Source organism: Rhodanobacter sp. FW104-R8 (genome assembly GCF_001617365.1).
Classification (GTDB): domain Bacteria; phylum Pseudomonadota; class Gammaproteobacteria; order Xanthomonadales; family Rhodanobacteraceae; genus Rhodanobacter.
In genome coordinates this window covers 30,174-51,620 of sequence record NZ_LVJR01000006.1, presented here as the reverse complement: position 1 = coordinate 51,620, position 21,447 = coordinate 30,174, and the positions used below count along the sequence as shown (strand labels likewise).

At 68.2% G+C, this 21,447-nt stretch carries 24 protein-coding genes; 13 read left to right on the top strand and 11 right to left on the bottom strand.

All coding sequences use genetic code 11. The features are described 5' to 3' along the window. Nucleotides 1-6: 6 nt before the first annotated feature. Complete coding sequence (locus tag RHOFW104R8_RS01155; RefSeq protein ID WP_068096898.1) at nt 7-813, bottom strand: cytochrome c; 807 nt, start codon at nt 811-813, stop codon at nt 7-9. A gap of 342 nt (nt 814-1,155) precedes the next feature. Here RHOFW104R8_RS01155 and pncB point away from each other — a divergent pair, with 342 nt between their 5' ends. Further along, complete coding sequence (gene pncB / locus RHOFW104R8_RS01150; RefSeq protein ID WP_068096896.1) at nt 1,156-2,340, top strand: nicotinate phosphoribosyltransferase; 1,185 nt, start codon at nt 1,156-1,158, stop codon at nt 2,338-2,340. Nucleotides 2,341-2,388: 48 nt separating this feature from the next. On the opposite strand, the gene RHOFW104R8_RS01145 is transcribed toward pncB, so the two are convergent. The 3 genes from RHOFW104R8_RS01145 to RHOFW104R8_RS01135 all read right to left on the bottom strand — a co-directional run bounded on the left by RHOFW104R8_RS01145 (nt 2,389) and on the right by RHOFW104R8_RS01135 (nt 5,095). Next, nucleotides 2,389-3,183 carry a MetQ/NlpA family ABC transporter substrate-binding protein gene (locus RHOFW104R8_RS01145; protein ID WP_068096891.1) on the bottom strand — a complete coding sequence of 265 codons (795 nt, stop codon included), beginning with the start codon at nt 3,181-3,183 and terminating at the stop codon, nt 2,389-2,391. A gap of 227 nt (nt 3,184-3,410) precedes the next feature. Then, nucleotides 3,411-4,088, bottom strand: coding sequence for a methionine ABC transporter permease (locus RHOFW104R8_RS01140; RefSeq protein ID WP_068096887.1), 678 nt, complete (start codon nt 4,086-4,088; stop codon nt 3,411-3,413). Beyond that, nucleotides 4,085-5,095, bottom strand: coding sequence for a methionine ABC transporter ATP-binding protein (locus RHOFW104R8_RS01135; protein ID WP_068096883.1), 1,011 nt, complete (start codon nt 5,093-5,095; stop codon nt 4,085-4,087). Before RHOFW104R8_RS01135 ends, RHOFW104R8_RS01140 begins: the two co-directional genes overlap by 4 nt. A gap of 99 nt (nt 5,096-5,194) precedes the next feature. On the opposite strand from RHOFW104R8_RS01135, the gene RHOFW104R8_RS01130 reads away from it, so the two are divergent. Then, complete coding sequence (locus RHOFW104R8_RS01130; protein WP_068096880.1) at nt 5,195-5,680, top strand: glutathione peroxidase; 486 nt, start codon at nt 5,195-5,197, stop codon at nt 5,678-5,680. Between the two features lie 121 nt (nt 5,681-5,801). Continuing rightward, entirely contained in the window at nt 5,802-6,284 is a 483-nt protein-coding gene (locus RHOFW104R8_RS01125) for a peptidylprolyl isomerase (RefSeq protein ID WP_068096877.1), read from the top strand. A gap of 75 nt (nt 6,285-6,359) precedes the next feature. Here RHOFW104R8_RS01125 and RHOFW104R8_RS01120 read toward each other — a convergent pair whose 3' ends face one another. Further along, a complete protein-coding gene (locus tag RHOFW104R8_RS01120) occupies nt 6,360-7,457 on the bottom strand; it encodes a phospholipase A (RefSeq protein ID WP_082823474.1) in 1,098 nt (365 codons plus the stop codon). Between the two features lie 115 nt (nt 7,458-7,572). Next, the gene (locus RHOFW104R8_RS01115; RefSeq protein ID WP_235604264.1) at nt 7,573-7,962 is read right to left on the bottom strand and encodes a hypothetical protein; all 390 of its coding nucleotides are present in this window, start codon (nt 7,960-7,962) and stop codon (nt 7,573-7,575) included. A 175-nt stretch (nt 7,963-8,137) separates the two neighbouring features. Between RHOFW104R8_RS01115 and RHOFW104R8_RS01110 the strand changes: the two genes are divergently transcribed. Next, nucleotides 8,138-9,370, top strand: a complete 1,233-nt coding sequence (locus tag RHOFW104R8_RS01110) for a winged helix-turn-helix domain-containing protein (RefSeq protein ID WP_068096871.1) — start codon at nt 8,138-8,140, stop codon at nt 9,368-9,370. A gap of 13 nt (nt 9,371-9,383) precedes the next feature. Here RHOFW104R8_RS01110 and RHOFW104R8_RS01105 read toward each other — a convergent pair whose 3' ends face one another. Next, entirely contained in the window at nt 9,384-9,857 is a 474-nt protein-coding gene (locus RHOFW104R8_RS01105; protein WP_068096868.1) for a hypothetical protein, read from the bottom strand. 345 nt (nt 9,858-10,202) lie between these two features. Here RHOFW104R8_RS01105 and RHOFW104R8_RS01100 point away from each other — a divergent pair, with 345 nt between their 5' ends. The 6 genes from RHOFW104R8_RS01100 to RHOFW104R8_RS01075 all read left to right on the top strand — a co-directional run bounded on the left by RHOFW104R8_RS01100 (nt 10,203) and on the right by RHOFW104R8_RS01075 (nt 14,355). After that, the gene (locus RHOFW104R8_RS01100) at nt 10,203-10,412 is read left to right on the top strand and encodes a cold-shock protein (RefSeq protein WP_068096865.1); all 210 of its coding nucleotides are present in this window, start codon (nt 10,203-10,205) and stop codon (nt 10,410-10,412) included. 257 nt (nt 10,413-10,669) lie between these two features. Then, nucleotides 10,670-10,879 (top strand): cold-shock protein, encoded by a 210-nt coding sequence (locus tag RHOFW104R8_RS01095; protein ID WP_068096862.1) that lies wholly within the window; start codon nt 10,670-10,672, stop codon nt 10,877-10,879. A gap of 86 nt (nt 10,880-10,965) precedes the next feature. After that, on the top strand, nt 10,966-11,892 hold the full coding sequence (locus tag RHOFW104R8_RS01090; RefSeq protein WP_068096859.1) for an alpha/beta fold hydrolase: 927 nt from the start codon (nt 10,966-10,968) through the stop codon (nt 11,890-11,892). Between the two features lie 56 nt (nt 11,893-11,948). Further along, nucleotides 11,949-13,007 carry an NADH:flavin oxidoreductase/NADH oxidase gene (locus RHOFW104R8_RS01085; protein WP_068096856.1) on the top strand — a complete coding sequence of 353 codons (1,059 nt, stop codon included), beginning with the start codon at nt 11,949-11,951 and terminating at the stop codon, nt 13,005-13,007. 18 nt (nt 13,008-13,025) lie between these two features. Further along, complete coding sequence (locus tag RHOFW104R8_RS01080) at nt 13,026-13,901, top strand: pirin family protein (protein ID WP_068096855.1); 876 nt, start codon at nt 13,026-13,028, stop codon at nt 13,899-13,901. Nucleotides 13,902-14,052: 151 nt separating this feature from the next. Next, nucleotides 14,053-14,355, top strand: a complete 303-nt coding sequence (locus RHOFW104R8_RS01075) for a DUF962 domain-containing protein (RefSeq protein WP_068096851.1) — start codon at nt 14,053-14,055, stop codon at nt 14,353-14,355. A gap of 57 nt (nt 14,356-14,412) precedes the next feature. On the opposite strand, the gene RHOFW104R8_RS01070 is transcribed toward RHOFW104R8_RS01075, so the two are convergent. Continuing rightward, complete coding sequence (locus RHOFW104R8_RS01070) at nt 14,413-14,802, bottom strand: cytochrome c (RefSeq protein WP_068096848.1); 390 nt, start codon at nt 14,800-14,802, stop codon at nt 14,413-14,415. 194 nt (nt 14,803-14,996) lie between these two features. Between RHOFW104R8_RS01070 and RHOFW104R8_RS01065 the strand changes: the two genes are divergently transcribed. Next, nucleotides 14,997-15,737 (top strand): ThiF family adenylyltransferase, encoded by a 741-nt coding sequence (locus tag RHOFW104R8_RS01065; RefSeq protein WP_068097048.1) that lies wholly within the window; start codon nt 14,997-14,999, stop codon nt 15,735-15,737. 96 nt (nt 15,738-15,833) lie between these two features. Here the strand turns inward: RHOFW104R8_RS01065 and phbB are convergent, their stop codons facing one another. Next, nucleotides 15,834-16,574, bottom strand: a complete 741-nt coding sequence (phbB, locus tag RHOFW104R8_RS01060; RefSeq protein WP_068096845.1) for an acetoacetyl-CoA reductase — start codon at nt 16,572-16,574, stop codon at nt 15,834-15,836. A gap of 111 nt (nt 16,575-16,685) precedes the next feature. After that, complete coding sequence (gene gluQRS, locus RHOFW104R8_RS01055; RefSeq protein ID WP_068096842.1) at nt 16,686-17,552, bottom strand: tRNA glutamyl-Q(34) synthetase GluQRS; 867 nt, start codon at nt 17,550-17,552, stop codon at nt 16,686-16,688. A 126-nt stretch (nt 17,553-17,678) separates the two neighbouring features. Between gluQRS and htpX the strand changes: the two genes are divergently transcribed. Both htpX and htpG read left to right on the top strand, forming a co-directional pair. Then, complete coding sequence (gene htpX, locus RHOFW104R8_RS01050) at nt 17,679-18,572, top strand: protease HtpX (protein ID WP_068096839.1); 894 nt, start codon at nt 17,679-17,681, stop codon at nt 18,570-18,572. A 188-nt stretch (nt 18,573-18,760) separates the two neighbouring features. Then, a complete protein-coding gene (gene htpG / locus RHOFW104R8_RS01045) occupies nt 18,761-20,629 on the top strand; it encodes a molecular chaperone HtpG (protein ID WP_068096812.1) in 1,869 nt (622 codons plus the stop codon). A 131-nt stretch (nt 20,630-20,760) separates the two neighbouring features. Here htpG and RHOFW104R8_RS01040 read toward each other — a convergent pair whose 3' ends face one another. Then, nucleotides 20,761-21,330, bottom strand: a complete 570-nt coding sequence (locus RHOFW104R8_RS01040; protein WP_068096810.1) for a hypothetical protein — start codon at nt 21,328-21,330, stop codon at nt 20,761-20,763. Nucleotides 21,331-21,447: the final 117 nt, after the last annotated feature.

Genomic DNA, 21,447 nt, shown 5'->3' with positions numbered 1-21,447 from the left:
CGTGCATCAGCGCCCCGGCTTCCGCCCCGCCATGTGCCGCAGGTAGGCCAGCACGGCGTCGAGGTCGGCCTCGGACAGCGCCTGCGCGTCGAAGCCCGGCATCTTCGCCTGCGGCCATTGCCGCAGGGACTGCGGATCGCGGATGAACGCGCGCAGCAGGTCGGCGCGCAGGTACTCGGTGGGGTTGTACGGTAGGTTCAGGTCCGGGCCGAGCTTCGCGTCGCCTTGGCCGTTGAGCGTGTGGCATGCAAGGCAGGTGCGCTGGAATACGGCGAAGCCGTGCCGTACCTCGCTGCCCGGCGGCAGCGAGGGATCGGGCAGCATCGCTGGGAAGCGTTCGGCCACGCCGGCCAGCCGGCGGATGCTCGCCAGCTGGTACGGCCATTGTTCCGGACCGACGTGTGCGGCCTGCGGCCGCGTCCACACCACGTAGAACGGCCCGGCGCTGCCGTGTCCGGGCAAGGCGGGCCACGGCCGGGCCGGGTCCTCGATCGCCAGCCACGCCTCGCTGCCCAGCTTGTTCAACAGCAGCGCGGCAGGTATCTCGGCGGCAAAGCCGTCGGCGGCGACGAACTGCAGGTGGTCGCCTGCCGCGATGCCTTCGAGCAGGGCGGCCAGCGGCACGGCGCGGTAGCGCATCGGGTGGTGGAACGCGACATCCGCCGGCACGTCGATCGTGCGTGCGTCGCCTCGCCTGAGCAAGGTCCCGGTCCGATAGGTCGCGACGCCGTGGCCGAGGTCGATCCTCAGCTCGGCCGCCGCCGCGGGCCGGGCCAGGCACAGCGCGATCAGGCACAGGACGATCAGCTTCATGGCAGGTTCCGGCAGGAGGTGGCGAGATGGCACGTGACGATGCCCGCAGCGGGGCGTCCAGGCAAGCCTGTCGGAAAGCTGAACAAGTCCCCGCATGCGCGTTGAACTCACGCCCGGGTGGCCACACTAAGTACGCGTATCGCCGTGACGGCGACAAGAAGTGGTGCAGACCATCGCATCACTGAGGGGTCGGCATTTCCTCCCCTGGATGCCACCTGACAAACCCCATCAGTCCTCCCCTGGCTGATGGGGTTTCTTTTTGCGCGAAGCCGGCGGCGCAGCTCGCGTGGAACGCGCCCGGACGTGGATAATGGCCCACTTCCGTTCGCGCCTGGGCGACTGATGATCATCGATTCGCTGCTCGACACCGACCTGTACAAGTTCTCGATGATGCAGGTGGTGCTGCACCAGTATCCCGCTGCCCAGGTCGAGTACCGCTTCAAGTGCCGCACTCCGGATATCGACCTGGTGCCGTGCCTCGACGAGATCCGTGCCGAGCTGAAGGCGCTGTGCCGGTTGCGTTTCGCGGCGGACGAACTGGACTACCTGCGCGGCTGGCGCTTCATCAAGAGCGATTTCGTCGATTTCCTCGGGCTGTTCCAGCTCAACGAGAAGTACGTGGAGATCGCGCCGGCCGAGGCCGACAACGGCGAGATCGAGATCCGCATCCGCGGGCCGTGGCTGCACACGATCCTGTTCGAGGTGCCGCTGCTGGCGATCGTCAACGAGGTGTACTTCCGCCGTACCAGTGGCGGCCTCGACCTTGCCGAGGGGCGCCGGCGGCTGCAGGCGAAGATCGGGATGCTGCGCGACACGCCCGGCTATGCCGACTGCAAGGTGGCCGACTACGGCACGCGCCGGCGCTACTCCCGGGTGTGGCAGGAGGAGGTGGTGACCACCCTGCGCGATGGCCTGGGCGAGCAACTGGCCGGCACCAGCAACGTGTGGCTGGCGTGCAAGCTGGGGCTGACGCCGCTGGGTACGCTGGCGCACGAGTACCTGCAGGCGCACCAGGCGCTGGGTCCGCGCCTGCGCGATTCGCAGGTGGCGGCGCTGGAGGCGTGGGCGAAGGAATACCGCGGCGACCTCGGCATCGCGCTGTCGGACGTCTACGGGCTCGACGCGTTCCTGCGCGACTTCGACATGTACTTCTGCAAGCTGTTCGACGGCACCCGCCACGACTCCGGCGATCCGTTCGCCTGGGGCGAGAAGGTGCTGGCGCACTACGGCGCGAACCGGGTCGATCCGCGCAGCAAGGTGCTGGTGTTCAGCGACGGGCTGGACATCCCCAGGGTGATGCAGCTGTATGCGTACTTCCGCGGCCGTTGCCAGCTGGCGTTCGGCGTGGGCACCAACCTCACCAACGACATGGGGCCGGCGCCCCTCAACATCGTGATCAAGATGATCCGCTGCAACGGCCAGCCGGTGGCCAAGCTGAGCGACTCGCCGGGCAAGAACATGTGCGAGGACGAGGCTTACGTGGCGTATCTGCGGCAGGTGTTCCAGATTCCCGCGACGCAGGGGTGAGGCGGCTTTTGCCCCCCTGCGCTGCAGGGGAGGGAGCACGACGTGCCGTCAGAACGCTGGCAGCACGGCGCCGTGGTAGTTCTGCTCGATGAACGCCTTGATCGCTGGGCTGGTCAGCGCCTTGGCCAGCTTCTGCACGCGCGGGTCGTCCTGGTTGTCGGGGCGGCCGACCAGGTAGTTCACGTACGGCGAGTCCTTGTCCTCGATCAGCAACGCATCCCTGGTCGGATTCAGGCCGGCGGCCAGGGCGTAGTTGGTGTTGATCAGGGACAGGTCCACCTCGTCCAGCGTGCGCGGCAGCATCGCCGCCTCCAGCTCGCGGAACTTCAGGTGTTTCGGGTTCGCGGTGATGTCCTTCAGCGTGGACATCTGGTCGGTCGGGTCCTTCAGCGTGATCAGGCCGTGCTTCGCCAGCAGCAACAGCGCGCGGCTGTTGTTGCTTGGGTCGTTCGGCAGCGTCACGCTGGCGCCGTCGGGCAGCTGGTCGATGTTCTTGTATTTCTTCGAGTACGCGCCGAACGGCTCGATGTGCACGCCGGTGACGATGACGAGGCGGGTGCCGCGCTCGCGGTTGAACGCGTCCAGGTAGGGCTTGGTCTGGAAGTAGTTCAGGTCGATGGCCTTCTCGGCCACCTGGGTGTTCGGTTGCACGTAGTCGGCGAACACCTTGACCTGAAGCTCCACGCCTTCCTTCGCCAGGATGGGCTTCACCTGTTTGAGGATTTCCGCGTGCGGCACCGCGGTAGCGGCCACGGTGAGCACGTTGTCGCCCTGCTTGCCGGAACCGGAACAGCCGGCAAGCATCAGCAGGGTCAGGGCGAGGGAGGCAAGCAGCAGTCTCATGGCATATCCACTTGTGCGGCGCACAATGATAGGCCGTCTATACGGCCAAACGCAAACCTGGGACAGGTACGGCTTGCAGCGCGTCACGATTTCGGCGCGGCATAGCCGGCCAGCAGGAGCAGGGCCAGGATGGCAGCGATGGCGGCGAGCAGCAATCTCATGGCGTTGATTCTCATGGGCGGCCAACGAAGGTAGGCCGCCCGCGCCGCCGGGCGCAAATGACCAAATCAGCGTCGCTTATAACGCGCCACGATGCGGTCGCCGATCATCTGCAGCGCCTGCACCAGCGCGATCAGCAGCAGCACGGTGACCAGCATGTAGTCGGACTTGTAGCTGAGGTAGCCGTAGCGGTAGGCCAGGTCGCCGAGCCCGCCGGAGCCGATCGCGCCGCCCATCGCGGTGTAGCCGACCAGGGCGATCGCGGTGACCGTGATGCCGGCGAGCAGGCCGCTGCGGGCCTCCGGCAGCAGCACGTGGCGCACGATCTGCCACAGGCTGGCGCCCATCGCCTGGCTGGCCTCGATCACGCCCTGCTGCACCTCGCGCAGCGCGGTCTCCACCAGTCGCGCGAAGAACGGCGCGGCGCCGATCACCAGCGGCGGGATCGCGCCGCGGATGCCCAGCTTGGTGCCGACCAGGGCATAGGTGACCGGCATCAGCACGATCATCAGGATGATGAACGGCACCGAGCGCAGGATGTTCACCAGCAGCGAGGTCACGGCGTAGAGCTTCGGCATCGGGCGCAACTGGCCCTTGCCGGTGAGGTACAGCAGCACGCCCAGCGGCAGGCCGATCAGCACGGTGAGGGCCAGCGAGCCGCCCAGCATCAGCAGGGTGTCGATGCAGGCGCGGCCGATCTCGCCCCAGTCGTCGATGTTCGGGAAGAGTTTCTGCAGCGGGTTCATCGGTGCAGCTCCTCGATCTCGATGCCGGCCTCGCGCAGCGCGGCCAGCGCGGCGTCCACCCGTTCGCCCTGCATCGCCAGGGTGAGCTGGCCGTAGGGCAGGTCCTTGATGCGGTCGATGCGTCCGGCGAGGAGGTTGAATTCCACGCCGGTCTCGCGCGTCACGCGGCCCAGGGCCGGCGTCAGCGTGGCGTCGCCGCGGAAGCTCAGCCGCAGGAGGCGCCCGGGCACCCGGGCGAACGGCGCCAGCTCGCTGGCCGCCTCCTCGGGCAGCGCCTCGTTGACGAAGCGTTTGGTGGTGGGGTGCTGCGGATGCAGGAACACGTCGGCGACCGCGCCACGCTCCACGATCGCGCCCGCGTCGAGCACCGCCACCCGATCGCATACGCGGCGCACCACGTCCATCTCGTGGGTGATCAGCACGATGGTGAGTTTCAGCTCGCGGTTGATCTCGGCCAGCAGTTCCAGCACCGAGGCGGTGGTCTGCGGGTCGAGCGCGCTGGTGGCCTCGTCGCACAACAGGATCGTGGGCCGGTTGGCCAGCGCGCGGGCGATGCCGACGCGCTGCTTCTGGCCGCCGGAAAGCTGCGACGGGTACTTGTCGGCGTGCGCGCTCAACCCCACCCGCGCCAGCAGTTCGTCGACGCGTGCGCGCAATGCGCCGGCGTCGCGTTCGCCGGCCAGCCGCAGCGGAAACGCCACGTTGTCCGCCACCGTCTGCGAGGAGAGCAGGTTGAAATGCTGGAAGATCATGCCGATCCGTCGCCGCTGCGCGCGCAGCGCCGGTTCGGCCAGCGCGGTCATCTCGGTGTCGCCCACGAAGATGCGCCCGCCGCTGGGGCGTTCGAGCAGGTTGATCAACCGTATCAGCGTCGACTTGCCGGCCCCGGAGAGGCCGATGATGCCGAACACCTCGCCGTCGGCGACGTCGAGGCTGAACGGCTGCAGCGCGGGGATGTCCCTGCCGTCGACGCGGTAGGACTTGTGGACATCGACGAAGCGGATCACGGCGGGCCTGGCCTGCGGGTGGGTGGGCCATTCTATGCCACGTGCCGTGGCGGCGATGGCGTATGCTGCCGGATGAACCTGTCGAGACGGAGCCTTCCCATGTCCAGCGTGTATGACTTCACCGTCCGCGATATCGACGGCAACCCGCGCTCGCTCGCCGAATGGCGCGGCAAGACCCTGCTGATCGTCAACGTCGCCTCCAAGTGCGGCTTCACTCCGCAATACCGGGGGCTGGAGGCGCTGTGGCAGGACCAGCGCGACCGGGGCCTGGTGGTGCTGGGCTTCCCGTGCGACCAGTTCGGCCACCAGGAGCCCGGCGACGAGGCCGAGATCAGGACCTTCTGCAGCACCCAGTACGACGTGACCTTCCCGCTGTTCGCCAAGATCGAGGTGAACGGCGAGCACGCCGATCCGCTGTACAAGTGGCTGAAGAGCGAGGGCAAGGGCATCCTCGGCAGCGAGTCGATCAAGTGGAACTTCACCAAGTTCCTGGTCGACGCGGACGGCCAGGTGGTGAAGCGCTACGCCTCCACCGACACGCCGGAGAAGATCGGCCGGGACACGCTGGCCCGGTTGGGCGGCTGAAGGCGGCACGGCGGGCGGGAGGCGGGCCGGCCATGTTCCGGCGCATCGGCGCAGTTCTGCTACCCTTGCCCGCCCTTGTCGGCGCCAGGCCGGCGGACCAGACCCCCTTCGCGAGAACGCCATGCAGATTGCCCAGAACTCCGTTGCCGCCTTCCATTACACGCTGACCGACGACGAAGGCCAGGTCATCGACAGCTCCGAGGGCCGCGAACCGCTGACCTACCTGCACGGCAGCGGCCACATCGTGCCGGGCCTGGAGAAGCAGATGGAAGGCCGTTCCGCCGGCGACAGGTTTACCGCCGACGTGGCGCCGGAGGAAGGCTATGGCGTGCATCACGCCGAGCTGATGCAGGAGGTGCCGCGTGCGGCGTTCCAGGGCGTCGAGGACATCCAGCCCGGCATGCAGTTCCAGGGCAACGGCCCGCAGGGGCAGATCAACGTCACGGTCACCAAGGTCGAGAACGACGTGGTGTTCATCGACGCCAACCACCCGCTGGCCGGCAAGACCCTGCACTTCGCCATCGAGGTGACCGGCGTGCGCGACGCCACCGCGGAAGAGCTGGCGCACGGCCACGTGCACGGCGCCGGCGGCCATCACCACTGATCGCCGGCGCGGCCGCGCCGCGCCAGATGCGCGAAGGCCCGGTGCCTGCACCGGGCCTTCGTCGTTACGGCCTGCTCAGTACCAGTCGAGCAGCGACACGCCCAGGCCGAGGTAGCTGGCGTTGTGGTTGTAGTCGATCAGGCTTTCGCCGTAGCCCTTGAACACCTCCATGTAACCACGCAGGTTGCCGGCCACCGGGAAGCTCCAGCTGAAGCGCGCCGAGCCATGGCTGCGGCTGCCGCCGCGCAGGGAGTGGCGCAGCAGCATGCCGAACTCCTGGCCGCGCCATTCGCGCACGATCTGCATCTCGCCGCGGCCCATGTAATCGCTGATGTCGGGGTTGTCGTTGGTGCGGCGCGATTCGGGGACGTGCCACCACGGGCTGAGCATCACGGTCCAGTCGTCGCGCTCGAAGCCCACGTTGGCGATCACCCGGTTCCAGCTGCGCGACAGCGGATTGCTGCGGCCGTTCGACTGGTGGTTGAAGCCGATGCCGAGCAGGCGCCCGTCCCAGCCGAGCACCTGGTAGTGGGTATCGAAGACCAGCGTGGCCTCGGGTTCGTAGTTGGTCTCGCGGAACGGCCGCGACAGCTTCGCGTTGTAGACCTGCCAGCGCGAAGACTGGGTGTAACCCACCCACAGGTCGCCGGCATCGCCGAACACGCCCTGCCACACCTTGGTCTTCAGGCTGAGCTGGAACTTCATCTCGGCGTTGTCCAGCTGTTCACCCGGCGCCGGCACAGTGTTGTCCGGGTTCGGGCTGTGCGGCCGGCTGTTCTGGTTGCTGGTGGCGAACACCGGCAGTACGTACACCGGCTTGTAGCCGCGGATGTTGAAGGTGCCGAGCTTGCTTTCCGGCGACAGCTCCCAGCGGCTGTCGAGCAGCGACAGCGGACGGGCCACCTCGTTGTTGGTTTCCACGGCGGTGGCCGGGGCCTTCGCGCGGTCGCGGGCGAAGATACCCGGCGTGGCGGTTTCCGGGTTCACCCGCTTCTGCGCCACCGGCAGGTTGACCCGCCCGGTCGCATGGTCGTAGCAGGCCAGTCGCTGCGCGTCGTTTTCGATCGCGGTGCAGGCACGGATGTCGGTGGGGTCCGGATTCTGCGCGTGCAGGAGGGTACTAGTCGAACCGATGCACAGCACCGTGGCCACGACTGCAATCGATCGCATCATGCAAGAACGTTCCGGGCAGGGCGGTACGCCAGTCTAGCGGAGCGGCTTGGGGTGACGGTGATTGCCGTGTGAAACGCCGGCCGCATCCGCAGCCGGCGTTTCGCGGGGGAGGAACCTACTCGTTCGAGAGCCAGCGCGCGTATTCGCTCTTGCTGATGCGGCCGTCGCGGTTGTGGTCGGCGTGGATGAAGTCGTTGACCAGCAGCGGGTAGGCCGCGGCCTGTTGCTCGGTGATGTATTTGCCGCCGCCGGACAATTGCTCGAAGCTCGGCGCAGGCCCCGCGGGCGGGGGCGGCGGCATGCTCGAATGCACCACCAGCTCGCCGGCCGGCGTGTTCATGGTGGCCGTTTCGGCATGGCCATTCGGCGGCGGGCTGGTCGTGCCGGCGGGCGGCGGCGATACCGAGGCGGCGGGCGGCGGCGCCTGCTGGGCGAGCAGACTGCCGGCGGACAGCAGGGCACCGGCGGCGAACGTGATCAACAATGGCTTGCGGAATTTCATCATCAGTACTCCATGCCAGAATGTCGGCGGCTCGTGCGGATGTCCGCATGGCAGCGGATTTCCGTTGCGGCCGATCCAGGTTCACGCTAGCAGGGGTTTTGTAAATGCCGACTCAAGATCGGTGGCATGAATTCGTGAAGAAGATGTTTCGTTCGGCGCCGCTTCAGGTGAGCCGCGCGTGCTGAGCCCGGGGCAGGCGCGTGCGTTGCAGCTGTCGGCGCAGGGCCTATTGCAACCGTTGCGCCGGCGGCCGCGGCGCGGCGACGTGGTGGCGGCGATCGAGCGCATGCGCCTGCTGCAGATCGACACCATCCACGTGGTGGCGCGCAGCCCCTACCTGGTGCTGCACTCGCGCCTGGGCGATTACCCGGCGGCGTGGCTGGACGAGGCGCTGGCGCAGGGCCGGCTGGCCGAGTGCTGGGCGCACGAGGCCTGCTTCGTCGGCGCCGCCGACATCGCCTGGCATCGCGGCACGCATGGCCACCGCAGCCACCATTGGGCGTACCGCAACGCGGCGCGGATGCACCGCGAGCACCGCGCCGACATGGAGGCGCTGCTGCAGGGCATCCGTGCCTCCGGTCCGGTGCGCGCGGCGGATTTCGTGCGCAACGATGGCGTCGCCAAGCCGGGCTGGTGGGAGTGGAAGCCGGAGAAGCGCTGGCTGGAGGCGTGGTTCGCGCTGGGCGAGCTGATGGTGGCGCGGCGCGAGAATTTCCAGCGTGTCTACGACCTGGCCGGAAACGTGCTGGCCCGGCTCGACCCGCCGTTCGACCCGGCCGTGGCGCCCACCGCGGCGGAACTGCGCCGGCGTTTCATCGTCGATAGCGTGCGCGCGCTGGGAGTGACCCAGGCCGGCTGGATCGCCGACTACTTCCGCCTGAGGCCGAAGGTCAGCGAGCGCGAGCTGGCGCCGCTCGTGGCCGGCGGCGAACTGCTGGCGGTGCCGGTGCGGGGCTGGAATGTTCCGGGCTACGTGCACCGCGACCACGCCGAAGCGCTGGACAAGGCGCTGGCCGGCCGCCTGCGCGCCACGCACACCGCGCTGTTGTCGCCGTTCGATCCGCTGGTGTGGGACCGGGCGCGGGCACTGGCGATGTTCGGCTTCGAGTACACCATCGAATGCTACACACCGGCGCCGAAGCGCCGCTACGGCTACTACGTATTGCCGATCCTGCATCGCGGCCGCCTGGTCGGGCGGCTCGACGCGAAGGCCCATCGCGGCATGGGGGTGTTCGAGGTCAAGGCCCTGTTCCTGGAAGCGGGGGTGGCGCCGGAGCCTTCGCTGGTGCAGGCCGTGGCCAAGGCGATCGCCGATACCGCGCGCTGGCACGGTACCCCGGAAATCCAGCTGGGCCGCACCGAGCCGGCGGCACTGGCCCGGCCGTTGCGCGCCGCGCTGAAACGCGCGTGAGGCCCGCTGGCCGCTACGGCGTACTGCTGGCCGGTGCCGGACTTTCCGCGCACGACTTGCCGTGCAGCGCCTCGCGCAGTTGGCTGGCCAGCGAATTGCAGCGCGTGGCCAGCTGCGGGCGGATGTCCGGATCCTGCGAATCGCGCAACAGGCTGGTGCGCATCGCCTCGTAGCGGGACTGCAGCTGGCCCGGTGCATAGATCGCCGCCGCGCGATGGCAGGCCAGGTAGCTGGACAGGTAGTCGTCGCAGGCGGGGATGCCGATCTGTTCCGGCAGCTTGGCCTCGGCGGCGCGGCTCCCGCTGGCCGCGGCGTGTTTCCGGTGCGTCGTGCCGGCAGTGCTCGTGCCGGTCTTGGTGGTCGTGGCGGCGCTGGTCGCAGTCGTCGTGGTTGACGTGGTCGTCTTGGCGGCCTCGTGTTGGGCGCAGCCGGCCAGCAGGCCGCCGGCCATGATGGCGGCGAGGGTCAGGCGGGACAGGGTGGACATGGTCGGCTCTCCTCGGCAGGGCGACCGTTGCCGGCGCGCCGAAGCCGCCGGAACGGTTGCAGATCGGGTGACTTGCCGCCACTAGACAGTGTCGCAGGTCAAGAAAACCTGAATTTGCCACCGGGTGGACCAAAAAACGATGGCTCTGCTCCATTCCGTTCAGCCCTGCAGTGCCGTTATGATCCGCCCACTGTGTTTGCCGGGGTCAGCAGAGTTTGTGACCCGATGCCGCCGATCCGCGATCTGCCACATCGTTCACCCCAGGGTTGTTTCCTTGCACACCAGTTGAGTCGGCCACTGCCATGGCAGTGGGCCGAGCCCATAAACCTGTGGAGTGGTCAATCTATGTCTGATCGTCAGATCGGTACCGTCAAGTGGTTCAACGATGCCAAGGGCTTCGGTTTCATCGCCCGCGACAATGGTCCGGACGTTTTCGTGCATTTCCGCGCCATCACCGGCAGCGGCTTCAAGAGCCTGCAGGAAGGCCAGCAGGTCTCCTTCAAGGTGGTGCAGGGCCAGAAGGGCCTCCAGGCCGAGGAAGTGACCCCGGCCTGATCCCGGGTTCATGTAGGGGAAACCGGGCAGCCATGCCCGGTTTTTCCCTGCCCGGATTATGTCCGCGACAACCGGCTTGACAAATCACTTGCGGCCAGAAAATCCGTTATGCTTGAACCGCTGCGTCTGCTTGGCTACGTGCGTGCCCGGTAGGGATTTCCTGAATCCGACTGTTGCACCGGACCCTGCATGCTCAGTAAACCGTCGGCCCGTAGGGGCCGGTTTGTCTCAGCGTCTGGATAGGATCGGAGTGAGTCATGTCGGATCGTGAAGTAGGTACCGTCAAGTGGTTCAACGACGCCAAGGGTTTCGGTTTCATCAGCCGCGATAACGGCCCTGACGTTTTCGTGCATTTCCGCGCCATCACCGGCACGGGTTTCAAGAGCCTCCAGGAAGGTCAGAAGGTGAGCTTCAAGGTCGTCGACGGCCAGAAGGGCCTGCAGGCCGAGGACGTCACCCCCGTCTGATCGCGGTGGCGGAATTCCTTTGAGGGGCCGGCGCAAGCCGGCCTCTTTTTTTTGTCGCCGCCGCGGCAATTCGCTAGCCTGTGGGGATGAGCGACCACCCTTCCGGCCAGACCCCCATACCTGCCGCGGCGACCGAACCGCTGGTGATCCCGGTGACGACGGCCGATGGCGCCCGCTTCGAACTGCTGGCGATCCTTCCGGGCGGCGACTGGCGACAGCTGCTTTACTGGGTGCCGGCCATGGGCATCCCGGCCCGGCACTACCTGCCGCTGGCCGGCGCGCTGGCGGCGCTGGGCATCGCGGTGGTGATGCACGAGTGGCGCGGCATCGGTTCCAGCGACCGGCGCGCCGGCCGCAGCTGCAACTGGGGGTATCGCGAGCTGTTGCAGGACGATCTGCCCGCGGGCCTGGCCGCGGTGCGCACGCGCTGGCCGCGGGCCGGGTGCTGGCTGGGCGGGCACAGCCTGGGCGGGCAACTGGCCACGCTCCATGCCAGCCTGCATCCGCAAGCGTTCGCCGGCCTGTTGCTGGTGGCCAGCGGGTCACCTTACTGGCGCCGCTTCCGGTATGGCTGGCTGATCGGCGCGGCGTACGCGCTGGCACCGTTGCTGGCCGGCCTGGTCGGCTACCTGCCCGGGCGCCAGATCGGCTTCGGCGGCAACGAGGCGCGCGGCGTGATCGCGGACTGGGCGCGCAGCGGGCGCACCGGACGTTATGCCGCGGACGGGATGGCGCAGGATTTCGAGCGGCGGCTGGCCGCCCTGCGACTGCCCTTGCTGGCACTGCGCCTGCAGGACGACTGGCTGGGACCGACGGCCTCGCTGGCCTGGCTGCTGGGCAAGCTGGGGCCGGCCGAACGCATGGTGGAGGCGGTCACGCCGCAGGACCTGGGCGGCCTGCCCGCCGACCATTTCGGCTGGATGAAGGCGCCGGCAGCGCTCGCCGCGCGCATGGCCCGCTGGATGGAGGCCCATGTCCCGCCGGTCGCCGTACGCGACGATACGGCAGCTTGATTCCGGCGGAGGCCGTCTGCATGTCGTCGGACTCCCCTCCTGATCCGGATGTCCCGATGAAACTGTTCGAACCGTTCGCCCAGCGCAGCCTGACCCTGCGCAATCGCCTGGTGGTGTCGCCGATGTGCGAGTACTCGGCCACCGACGGCCTGCCAAACGACTGGCACATGGTGCACCTGGGCAGCCGCGCGGTGGGCGGCGCAGGGGCGGTGGTCGCCGAGGCCACGGCGGTCTCCGCGCAGGGCCGCATCTCGCCGCAGGACACCGGCCTGTGGAACCAGGCCCAGGTGGAGGCATGGCAGCCGATCACCCGCTTCATCAGGGCGCATGGCGCGATCGCCGGCGTGCAGCTGGCGCATGCCGGGCGCAAGGCCAGCACGCTGCGGCCGTGGGAGGGCCACGGTCCGGTGCCGGCCGGGCAGGGCGACTGGCCCATCGTGGCGCCGTCGGCGCTGCCGTTCGACAGCGGCTGGCAGGTGCCGCAGGCGCTGGACGAGGCCGGCATCCAGGCGGTGATCGCGGATTTCCGCGCCGCCGCGCAACGTTCCTTGGCGGCCGGCTTCGAACTGGTCGAGGTGCATGCGGCGCATGGCTACCTGCTGCACCAGTTCCTGTCGCCGCTGAGCAACCGGCGCGACGACCGTTACGGCGGCAGCTTCGAGAACCGCACCCGGCTGGTGCGCGAGGTGGTCGCCGCCGTGCGCGAGGCGTGGCCGGCCGAGTTGCCGCTGTGGCTGCGCATCTCCGCCACCGACTGGGCCGACGGCGGCTGGACGGCGGCGGAGAGCGTGGAGCTGGCACGGCAGGTGCAGCCGCTGGGCGTGGATCTGCTCGACGTCTCCAGCGGCGGCCTGGTGCCGCACGCGAAGATCCCGCTGGGGCCGGGCTACCAGGTGCCGTTCGCGGCGCAGCTGCGGCGCGAGGCCGGTGTCGCCACCGGCGCGGTGGGCCTGATCACCGGCGCCGAGCAGGCCGCGCAGATCGTCGCCACCGACGCCGCCGACGTGGTGCTGATCGCCCGCGAGAGCCTGCGCGACCCGTACTTCCCGCGCCGCGCGGCGCAGTTGCTGGGTGCGAAGATCGAGGCGCCGGTGCAATATCAGCGGGCCTGGTGAATCGTCGAGGAGAACGTGATGGAAGCCGTGCCGACCCTGGTCGAAGGTACCCGCCTGCATGATCTCGGCGATGGCTTCATGGTGCGGCGCATGCTGCCGGTGCTGTTGGCGCGGCACGTCGGCCCGTTCGTGTTCTACGACCACATGGGGCCGGCCACCTTCGCCGCCGGCAACGGCATGGACGTGCGGCCGCATCCGCACATCGGCCTGGCCACGGTGACCTGGCTGTTCGACGGCGTGATCCGCCACCGCGACAGCATCGGCAACCTGGCCGACATCCGCTCTGGCGAGGTGAACTGGATGACCGCCGGCCGCGGTATCGCCCATTCCGAGCGCACGCCGCCGGAGGCGCGCCAGGGCGGCCAGCTGCTGCACGGCATCCAGGTCTGGGTGGCGCTGCCGCAGGCCGACGCCGAGGTGGCGCCGGAGTTCCACCATCACGGCCGCGAGGCGCTGCCGAAGATCCGCCGGCCCGGCGTCGAGGCGGTGCTGATCGCGGGCACGGCTTACGGCGAGCGTTCGCCAGTGAAGGTGTTCGCGCCGATGTTCTTCCTCGAAGTGCGGCTGGCCGCCGGCGCCGAACTGGCGCTGCCGCCGGAGCACGCCGAGCGCGGCGTGCACGTGGTCGAGGGCGCGGTCCGCTGGGGCGAGCTGGAGGTCGGCGCGCAACAGATGGCGGTGCAGGCAGGCCCGGCCGCACCGCCGCTGCGCGCGCACGAGGCCAGCCGCCTGATGCTGTTCGGCGGCGCGCCGCTGGATGGCGAACGCCACCTGTGGTGGAACTTCGTGGCCAGCACGCGCGAGCGCATCGAGCAGGCCAAGGCCGACTGGCGCGAAGGCCGCTTTCCGAAAGTGCCCGGTGACGACAAGGAATTCATCCCGTTGCCGGACTAGCCGGCGCGGATTGTCTTGCTTCGTAGGGCGGGCACGGCCCGCCGCTCTTGCGCTTCATCAACATGCAAAACCCGGCGGGCAGTGCCCGCCCTACAGAGCGCGCGGCATGTCTGCATGGCAGAATCGGACCATCCCCTCGCGGAGCAGGAACATGTCCGGCTACAGCAGCTTTGCCGAGTTCTATCCGTTCTACCTCAGCGAACACGGCAACCGCGGCTGCCGCCGGATGCATTTCATCGGCAGCACGCTGGTGATCGCGGTGGTCGTGCTGGCCCTGGCGAGCGGCCAGCTACGCTGGTTGTGGCTGGCGCCGGTGGCCGGCTACGGATTCGCCTGGATCGGCCACTTCGGCTTCGAGAAGAACCGCCCGGCCACCTTCAAGCACCCGCTGTACAGCCTGAGGGGCGACTGGGTGATGTACGGCCAGATGCTGCGCGGCAAGATCCGCTTCTGACGGATTTTCTCCCTCCCCTGCTGGCAGGGGAGGGCCGGGGTGGGGGTGCTCTTCGCCTCAGCGGTACTGCTGGTGGCAGCTCTTGCAGGTCTCGCCGACCGGCTTGATCGCGGCGGCCAGCGCCTCGCAGCTCGCCGGCGCGGCCTGCACGGCCTGGTGCAGGTGTTCCTGCAGCTTGGCGGCATCGTCGGTGAAGGTCTTTTCGTCGATGCCGAACACCGGCGTGATGTCGCTGGCGGTGGACTCCAGCCGGGCCAGGTGGTGCTTTACCTTCACCGGGTCGCACTGCTTCGCCTTGATCGCATTCTTCAGTTCGCCCACGTGGTAGCCCATCGTCTCCATCACGGCCTTCGGCATCGGGTTGCGCGCGGCCAGCGCGTTCATCACGTTGGCCGTGCCGATCACGCCGATCACCAGGCCGAGCAGGATCATCAGGGCTACGCGCATCGGTACGTTTCCACGGGTGGGGAGGTCCGCAGGATAACCCGCACTGGCGCACGGCATCCACGCAGGCACGATAAAATGGCGCATTCGTACCGCAGGATCCGCCAGTGACCCCCACAGACACGACTACGCACCCGCTCGACGGCGCCACAAACGGGACGACCTTCCCGGCCGAGCGCTTCGCCGGCGTCGAGCGCCTGTACGGCACCGGCAGCGTGGCCACGCTGGCGCGCACGCACGTCTGCGTGGTCGGCATCGGCGGCGTGGGTTCGTGGGCGGTCGAGGCACTGGCGCGCAGCGGCGTGGGCCGGCTCACCCTGATCGATGCCGACGAGGTCTGCGTGTCCAACACCAACCGCCAGCTGCACGCGCTGGACGGCGAGTATGGCAAGTCCAAGGTGGGCGTGATGGCGGCGCGTGCGCACGCGATCAACCCGACGATCCGGCTGGAGGCGGTCGAGCGCTTCCTCACCCCGTCCACGCTGGACGAACTGCTCGATCGCGGCTACGACGTGGTGCTGGATGCCTGCGACGCGTTCCGCGTGAAGCTGGAAACCATCGCCTGGTGCCGCCGGCGCAAGCTGCCGATCGTCAGCGTGGGCTCGGCCGGCGGACGCACCGACCCCACCCAGATCCGCGTGCGCGACCTTTCGCGCACCGAGCACGACGCGATGTTCAGCCTGATTCGCAAGAAGCTCCGCGCCGACTTCAACTTCCCGCGCAACCCGGCCCGCTACTTCGGCGTGTCCGCGGTCTACTCGCTGCAGAACGTGCAGTACCCGCAGTCCGACGGCACCGTCTGCGGCACCCGCCCGCCCGGCGGCGACGCGCTGAACCTGGCCTGCGGCGGCGGCCTCGGCGCCGCCACCCATGTCACCGGCGCGTTCGCGTTCGCGGCGGTGGGGAAGGTGCTGGAGAAACTGCTGGCTTCCCCGTAGGAGCCCGCTTGCGGGCGATGCTCTTGCTGTGAACCCCCCGGGTCCTGGAACCAGAGCATCGCCCGCAAGCGGGCTCCTACATGGTTGGAGTGGTGCTCACCACCCCATGTAATGCCCGCCATTGATCGCCAGGTTGGCGCCGGTGATCCAGCTGGCCTGGTCGCCGGTGAAGAACGCCACCGCATGGGCGATCTCGTCCGGGCGGCCGAGGCGGCCCACCGGGATCTGCGCCACGATCTTCTCGCGCACTTCCTCGGGCACCGCCATCACCATGTCGGTGCCCACGTAGCCGGGCGAGACGGTGTTGACGGTGATGCCAAATTTCGCGTTCTCCTGCGCCAGCGAGATGGTGAAGCCGTGCATGCCGGCCTTCGCCGCGGCGTAGTTGGCCTGGCCGTACTGGCCTTTCTGGCCGTTGATCGAGCTGATCTGCACGATGCGGCCCCACTTGCGGTGGCGCATGCCCTCGATCACCGGGCGGGTGACGTTGAAGCAGGCGTTGAGGTTGGTGTTGATCACGTCCGTCCACTGCTGGTAGCTCATCTTGTGGAAGGTGGTATCGCGGGTGATGCCGGCGTTGTTGACCAGGATGTCGACCGGGCCGCACTTCGCCTCGATCGCCTGGATCATCGCCTCGCTGGCGGTGGGGTCGGAGACGTCGCCGGATACCATGCATACCTCGATGCCTTCCGCGGCCATCGCCTTGTGCCAGGCTTCGGCCTTGCCCGGGTCACGGTAATTGGTGGCAACCCGATGCCCCTGCCCGGCGAGGTAGCGAATGATCGCGCTGCCGATGCCGCCGGTGCCGCCTGTGACCAATGCCGTACGCTGCGTCATGTCCTTGAAACTCCTGTGCAGGTGAAGCGGAGGGCTGCCGCACCGGATCGCGGCGAGGGCATGTTTCAGCCGTTGCCACGGGACGCCGGTGCGCTCTGCATTTATAGCGTTTCAGGCGAAAGAGTGACCGCTGCAATGCGGCAAATACGCCGGGTCGAAGTTCGCCAGCGCCTGCGCCAGCAGGTCGCTGGCATCCACGGCCATGGCCGGCGCCGGTACCCGCAGGAATGCCAGCGCCCGCCGCAACGCCGGCAACGGATCGGCCGGGTCGACCGGAAACGCCTGCCCGGACTTCGACAGCTTGCGTCCCTCGCCGTCCAGCACCAGCGGCAGGTGGCGATAAGCCGGCGTGGCCAGCCCGAGGCAGCGCTGCAGCCAGATCTGCCGCGCGGTGGAGTCGAGCAGGTCGAGACCGCGCACCACCTCGGTGATGCCCTGGTGCGCGTCGTCCACCACGCAGGCGAGCTGGTAGGAGTAGAAACCCTCGACCCGGCGGATCACGAAGTCGCCCACCTCGTCGCGCAGGTTCTGTCGTTGCGGACCCTGCAGTGCGTCATCGAATTCGATCACGAGATCCGGTGCGAGCAGGCGCCAGGCTGATGCCTGGCCGGGCTGCGGCGCAGCGACGCAGCGGCCGTCGCGATGGATGCCGCCGGCGCCGGCCAGCTCGCTGCGGCTGCACCAGCAGGGGAACACCTGGCCGGCCTCGCACAACCGTTCGAACGCGGCGTCGTAGGCGGCGAGGCGCCGCGACTGGAACAGCGACGGCGCATCGGCGACCAGCCCGAACGCCGGCAAGGCGGCAAGGATGCCGGCGGCCGAGCCGGGAACCTCGCGCGGCGGGTCGATGTCTTCCATCCGCAACAGCCATTCGCCGCCGGCGTGCCGTGCGCACAGCCAACTGCCCACCGCGGCGACCAGCGAGCCGAAGTGCAGCTGTCCGGTGGGCGAGGGGGCGAAGCGGCCGCGGTAGCTCATCGGCGCATTCTAGGGTAGCGGGGCGTGACCGGTCGCTGCCGGCAACCCTTGAAAGCCACCACTTGCGCCCCGAATCTTGAGCTGCGGTTTTCCCGTTTCCTTCATGACTGCCAAAGAGAGACAGCCATGCGTCGCATCGCATTGTTCATCGGTACCAACCTTGCCGTCCTGCTCCTGCTGAGCATCGTCTGCCACCTGTTCGGCATCGACCAGATGGCCGCCGCCCGCGGCTACGGCGGCATGGGCGGCCTGCTGGCCTATGCGGCCGTGTTCGGCATGGGCGGCGCGTTCATTTCGCTGGCGATGTCCAAGACGATCGCCAAGTGGTCCACCGGCGCGCGGGTGATCGAGCAGCCGCAGGACGAGACCGAGCGCTGGCTGGTCGACACCGTGCGCCGCCATGCGCAGAACGCCGGCATCGGCATGCCCGAGGTGGCGATCTACGACGCGCCAGAGATGAATGCGTTCGCCACAGGCATGACGAAGAACAGCTCGCTGGTGGCGGTGAGTTCCGGCCTGCTGCAGCAGATGAACCGCGAGCAGGTCGGCGCCGTGCTCGGCCACGAGATCGGCCACGTGGCGAACGGCGACATGGTCACGCTGACCCTGATCCAGGGCGTGCTGAACACGCTGGTGATCCTCGCCGCGCGCATCGTGGGGCGGCTGGTCGACAGCTGGCTGTCCGGTGGCCGCGACGACCGCGAGGGCGGCACCGGCATCGGCTATTTCGTGACGGTGATGGTGCTGCAGCTGGTGTTCGGCCTGTTCGCCTCGATCATCGTGGCCGCGTTCTCGCGCTGGCGCGAGTTCCGCGCCGACGCGGCGGGCGCGCAGTTCGCCGGCCGCGGTGCGATGATCTCGGCGCTGCAGCGGCTGCAGGCCAACCACGGCGAGAATACGCTGCCGACCACGATCGCCGCGTTCGGCATCTCCGGTCCGCTGGCCGAGGGTTTCAAGCGCCTGTTCATGAGCCATCCGCCGCTGGAGGAGCGCATCGCGGCGCTGCAGAACCCCACCTGACCTCCGCTTTGCTCCCTCCCCTGCTAGCAGGGGAGGGCTGGGGAGGGGTTGCTCTTCGCCGCAAGGTCAATCCAGGATCAAGAGCGAACCCCCTCACCTGAAGGACTCCCTTCGGTCGCCAACCTCCCGCTTGCTAGCATGGAGAGGGGCCATTTCCCATAGTCAGCGCAACAACGGAAACTCCACGCATGAACGCACCCGCCGAAACCCGCAAGTTCGAAGCCGAAGTCGCCCAGGTGCTGCACCTGGTCACCCATTCGCTGTACTCGCACAAGGAGATCTTCCTGCGCGAGCTGATCTCCAACGCTTCCGACGCCTGCGACAAGCTGCGCTTCGAATCGATCGCTAAGCCGGAACTTTCCGCCGGCGACAGCGAGCTGCACATCGACGTCAGCTGGGACCCCGACGCGCGCACCGTCACCGTGCGCGACAACGGCATCGGCATGAGCCGCGACGAGGTGGTGGCCAACATCGGCACCATCGCCAGCTCCGGCACGCGCCGTTTCCTGGAGGCGATGTCGGGCGAACAGAAGGCCGACGCGCGCCTGATCGGCCAGTTCGGCGTGGGCTTCTACTCCGCCTTCGTGGTCGCCGACAAGGTCACCGTGCTCAGCCGCCGCGCGGACGCGCCGGCCGGTGAGGGCGTGAAGTGGGAAAGCGACGGCAAGGGCGAGTACTCGCTGGAGCCGGTCGAACTGGCCGAACGCGGCACCGCCGTGATCCTGCATCTCAAGGCCGACGAGGACGAGTTCCTCAGCCGCTGGCAGCTGCGCGCGCTGATCACCCGCTACTCCGACCACGTGGCATTCCCGATCCGCATGCCGGTCGAGAAGGACGGCAAGCCCACCGACGAGTTCGAGACCGTCAACGCCGCCTCGGCGCTGTGGACCAAGCCCAAGGCCGAGATTTCCGACGAGGACTACCAGAGCTTCTACAAGTCGCTCGGCCACGACTTCAACGATGCGCTGGCGTGGACGCACAACCGCGTCGAAGGCAGCCAGAGCTTCACCACCTTGCTGTACATCCCCTCGCAGCCGCCGTTCGACCTGATGATGGGCGGCCGCGACGAGCGCAAGGGCTTGAAGCTCTACATCAAGCGCGTCTTCATCATGGACGCCGCCGAGGAGCTGCTGCCGAACTACCTGCGCTTCGTGCGCGGCGTGGTCGACGCCGACGACCTGCCGCTCAACGTCAGCCGCGAAATCCTGCAGCACAACCGCCAGCTCGAGCGCATCAAGGCCGCCTGCGTCAAGCGCGTGCTCGACCTGATCGAGAAGCTGGCCAAGGACGAGCCGGAGAAATTCGCCACCTTCTACAAGGCGTTCGGCAACACGCTCAAGGAAGGCATCAGCGAAGACGCCAACAACCGCGAGCGCATCGCCAAGCTGCTGCGCTTCGCTTCCACCAAGGGCGAAGGCAGCGCGCAGACCGTCTCCTTCGACGATTACATCGGCCGCATGGCCGTCGGACAGGACGCCATCTGGTACATCACCGCCGACAGTTACGCCGCCGCCTTCGGCAGCCCGCAACTGGAAGCGTTCAAGGCCAAGGACATCGAGGTGCTGCTGATGTCCGACCGCATCGACGAGTGGATGATCGGCAGCTTGAGCGAGTACGAAGGCAAGAAGCTCAAGAGCGTTGCCAAGGGCGAGGTGCCGCTGGACGAAGCCGACAAGAAGAAGCAGGAAGAGGCGACGAAAGAAGCCGAGCCGCTGCTGAAGAAGCTGAAGGACCTGCTCGGCGACCGCGTGGGCGAGGTGAAGGTATCGGCCCGCCTCACCGACTCGCCTTCGTGCCTCGCCCTCAGCGACTACGAGATGGCCCCGCACCTGGCCCGCCTGCTGCGCGAAGCCGGCCACGACATGCCCGAGAACAAACCCACGCTGGAGATCAACCCGCAGCACGCGCTGCTGAAGCGCGTCGAGGCCGAAACCGACGAGGCGAAGGCGAAGGACCTGGCCACCCTGCTGCTGGAGCAGGCGGAGATTGCGGCCGGTGCGCAGCTGCCGGACCCGTCGGCGTTCGTGCAGCGGATGAATCGGGTGTTGCTGGGATAAGCCGCATCACGCCTTTCGCGACGGCGATCCCGGAAAGAAGAAAAGGCCCGTCGGATCCGACGGGCCTTTTCCTTGCGGGACATCCTGGCGGCGTGACGCGTTCCTCGCCCGCCGGCGACCGCCGGTTCAGGTCACCGGCCATGCCCCGGGTCGCGCGGTGCCGGAGGGCTGGTCACGTTGCTGGTGGCGCTACGAATGGCCGGACCCGGTGCGGACTGGATGTCCCAGGCACGCTGCGGCAGGTACTCCGGCCGATGCCTGTTGAAGCGAAGGTTTTCGATGCGGCGGATGTCGTTCCTGTTCGCGAGCGCCAGCCGGTGGCCGTCCTCATGGACCCAGTACCACGACCCGATGGGCACGGGCTGGCTCGAGACATAGGCGAAGTGGGCGTCGTAGTCGCCCTCCTTGCGCGGGGTGGTCTGCAAAGCGAGGTTGATCACGAGTTGGCTGGCCACGGGGCGATCGTGGTCGAACGCCGGCTTGGCGATCATTTCGCCCAGGTTCCTGGCGAGCAAGCGGCTGAATCGCGGGGGGAGTTCGTAGGCCGGCGAGACGTCGGTGACCTTGCCCCGGGAATCCACCCGCACCAGGACCGGCAGGACCTTGGGCGTGAACGCGTTGAGCGAGCCCGAATCGGCCATGGCGCCGCCGGTGGCGGCCGACAGCATTCCGGAAAGCATCAGTACGTGGAACCGTTTCATAAGGCCTCCTTGGCATGGCCAGGTACCCGTCGCGGGCATCCTGCACGGCGCCCGTTTCTTCGGCACTCCCGACTTTCCTCCCGCCCCACTGCGCAGTCAACGGGAAGCAGGGACGGC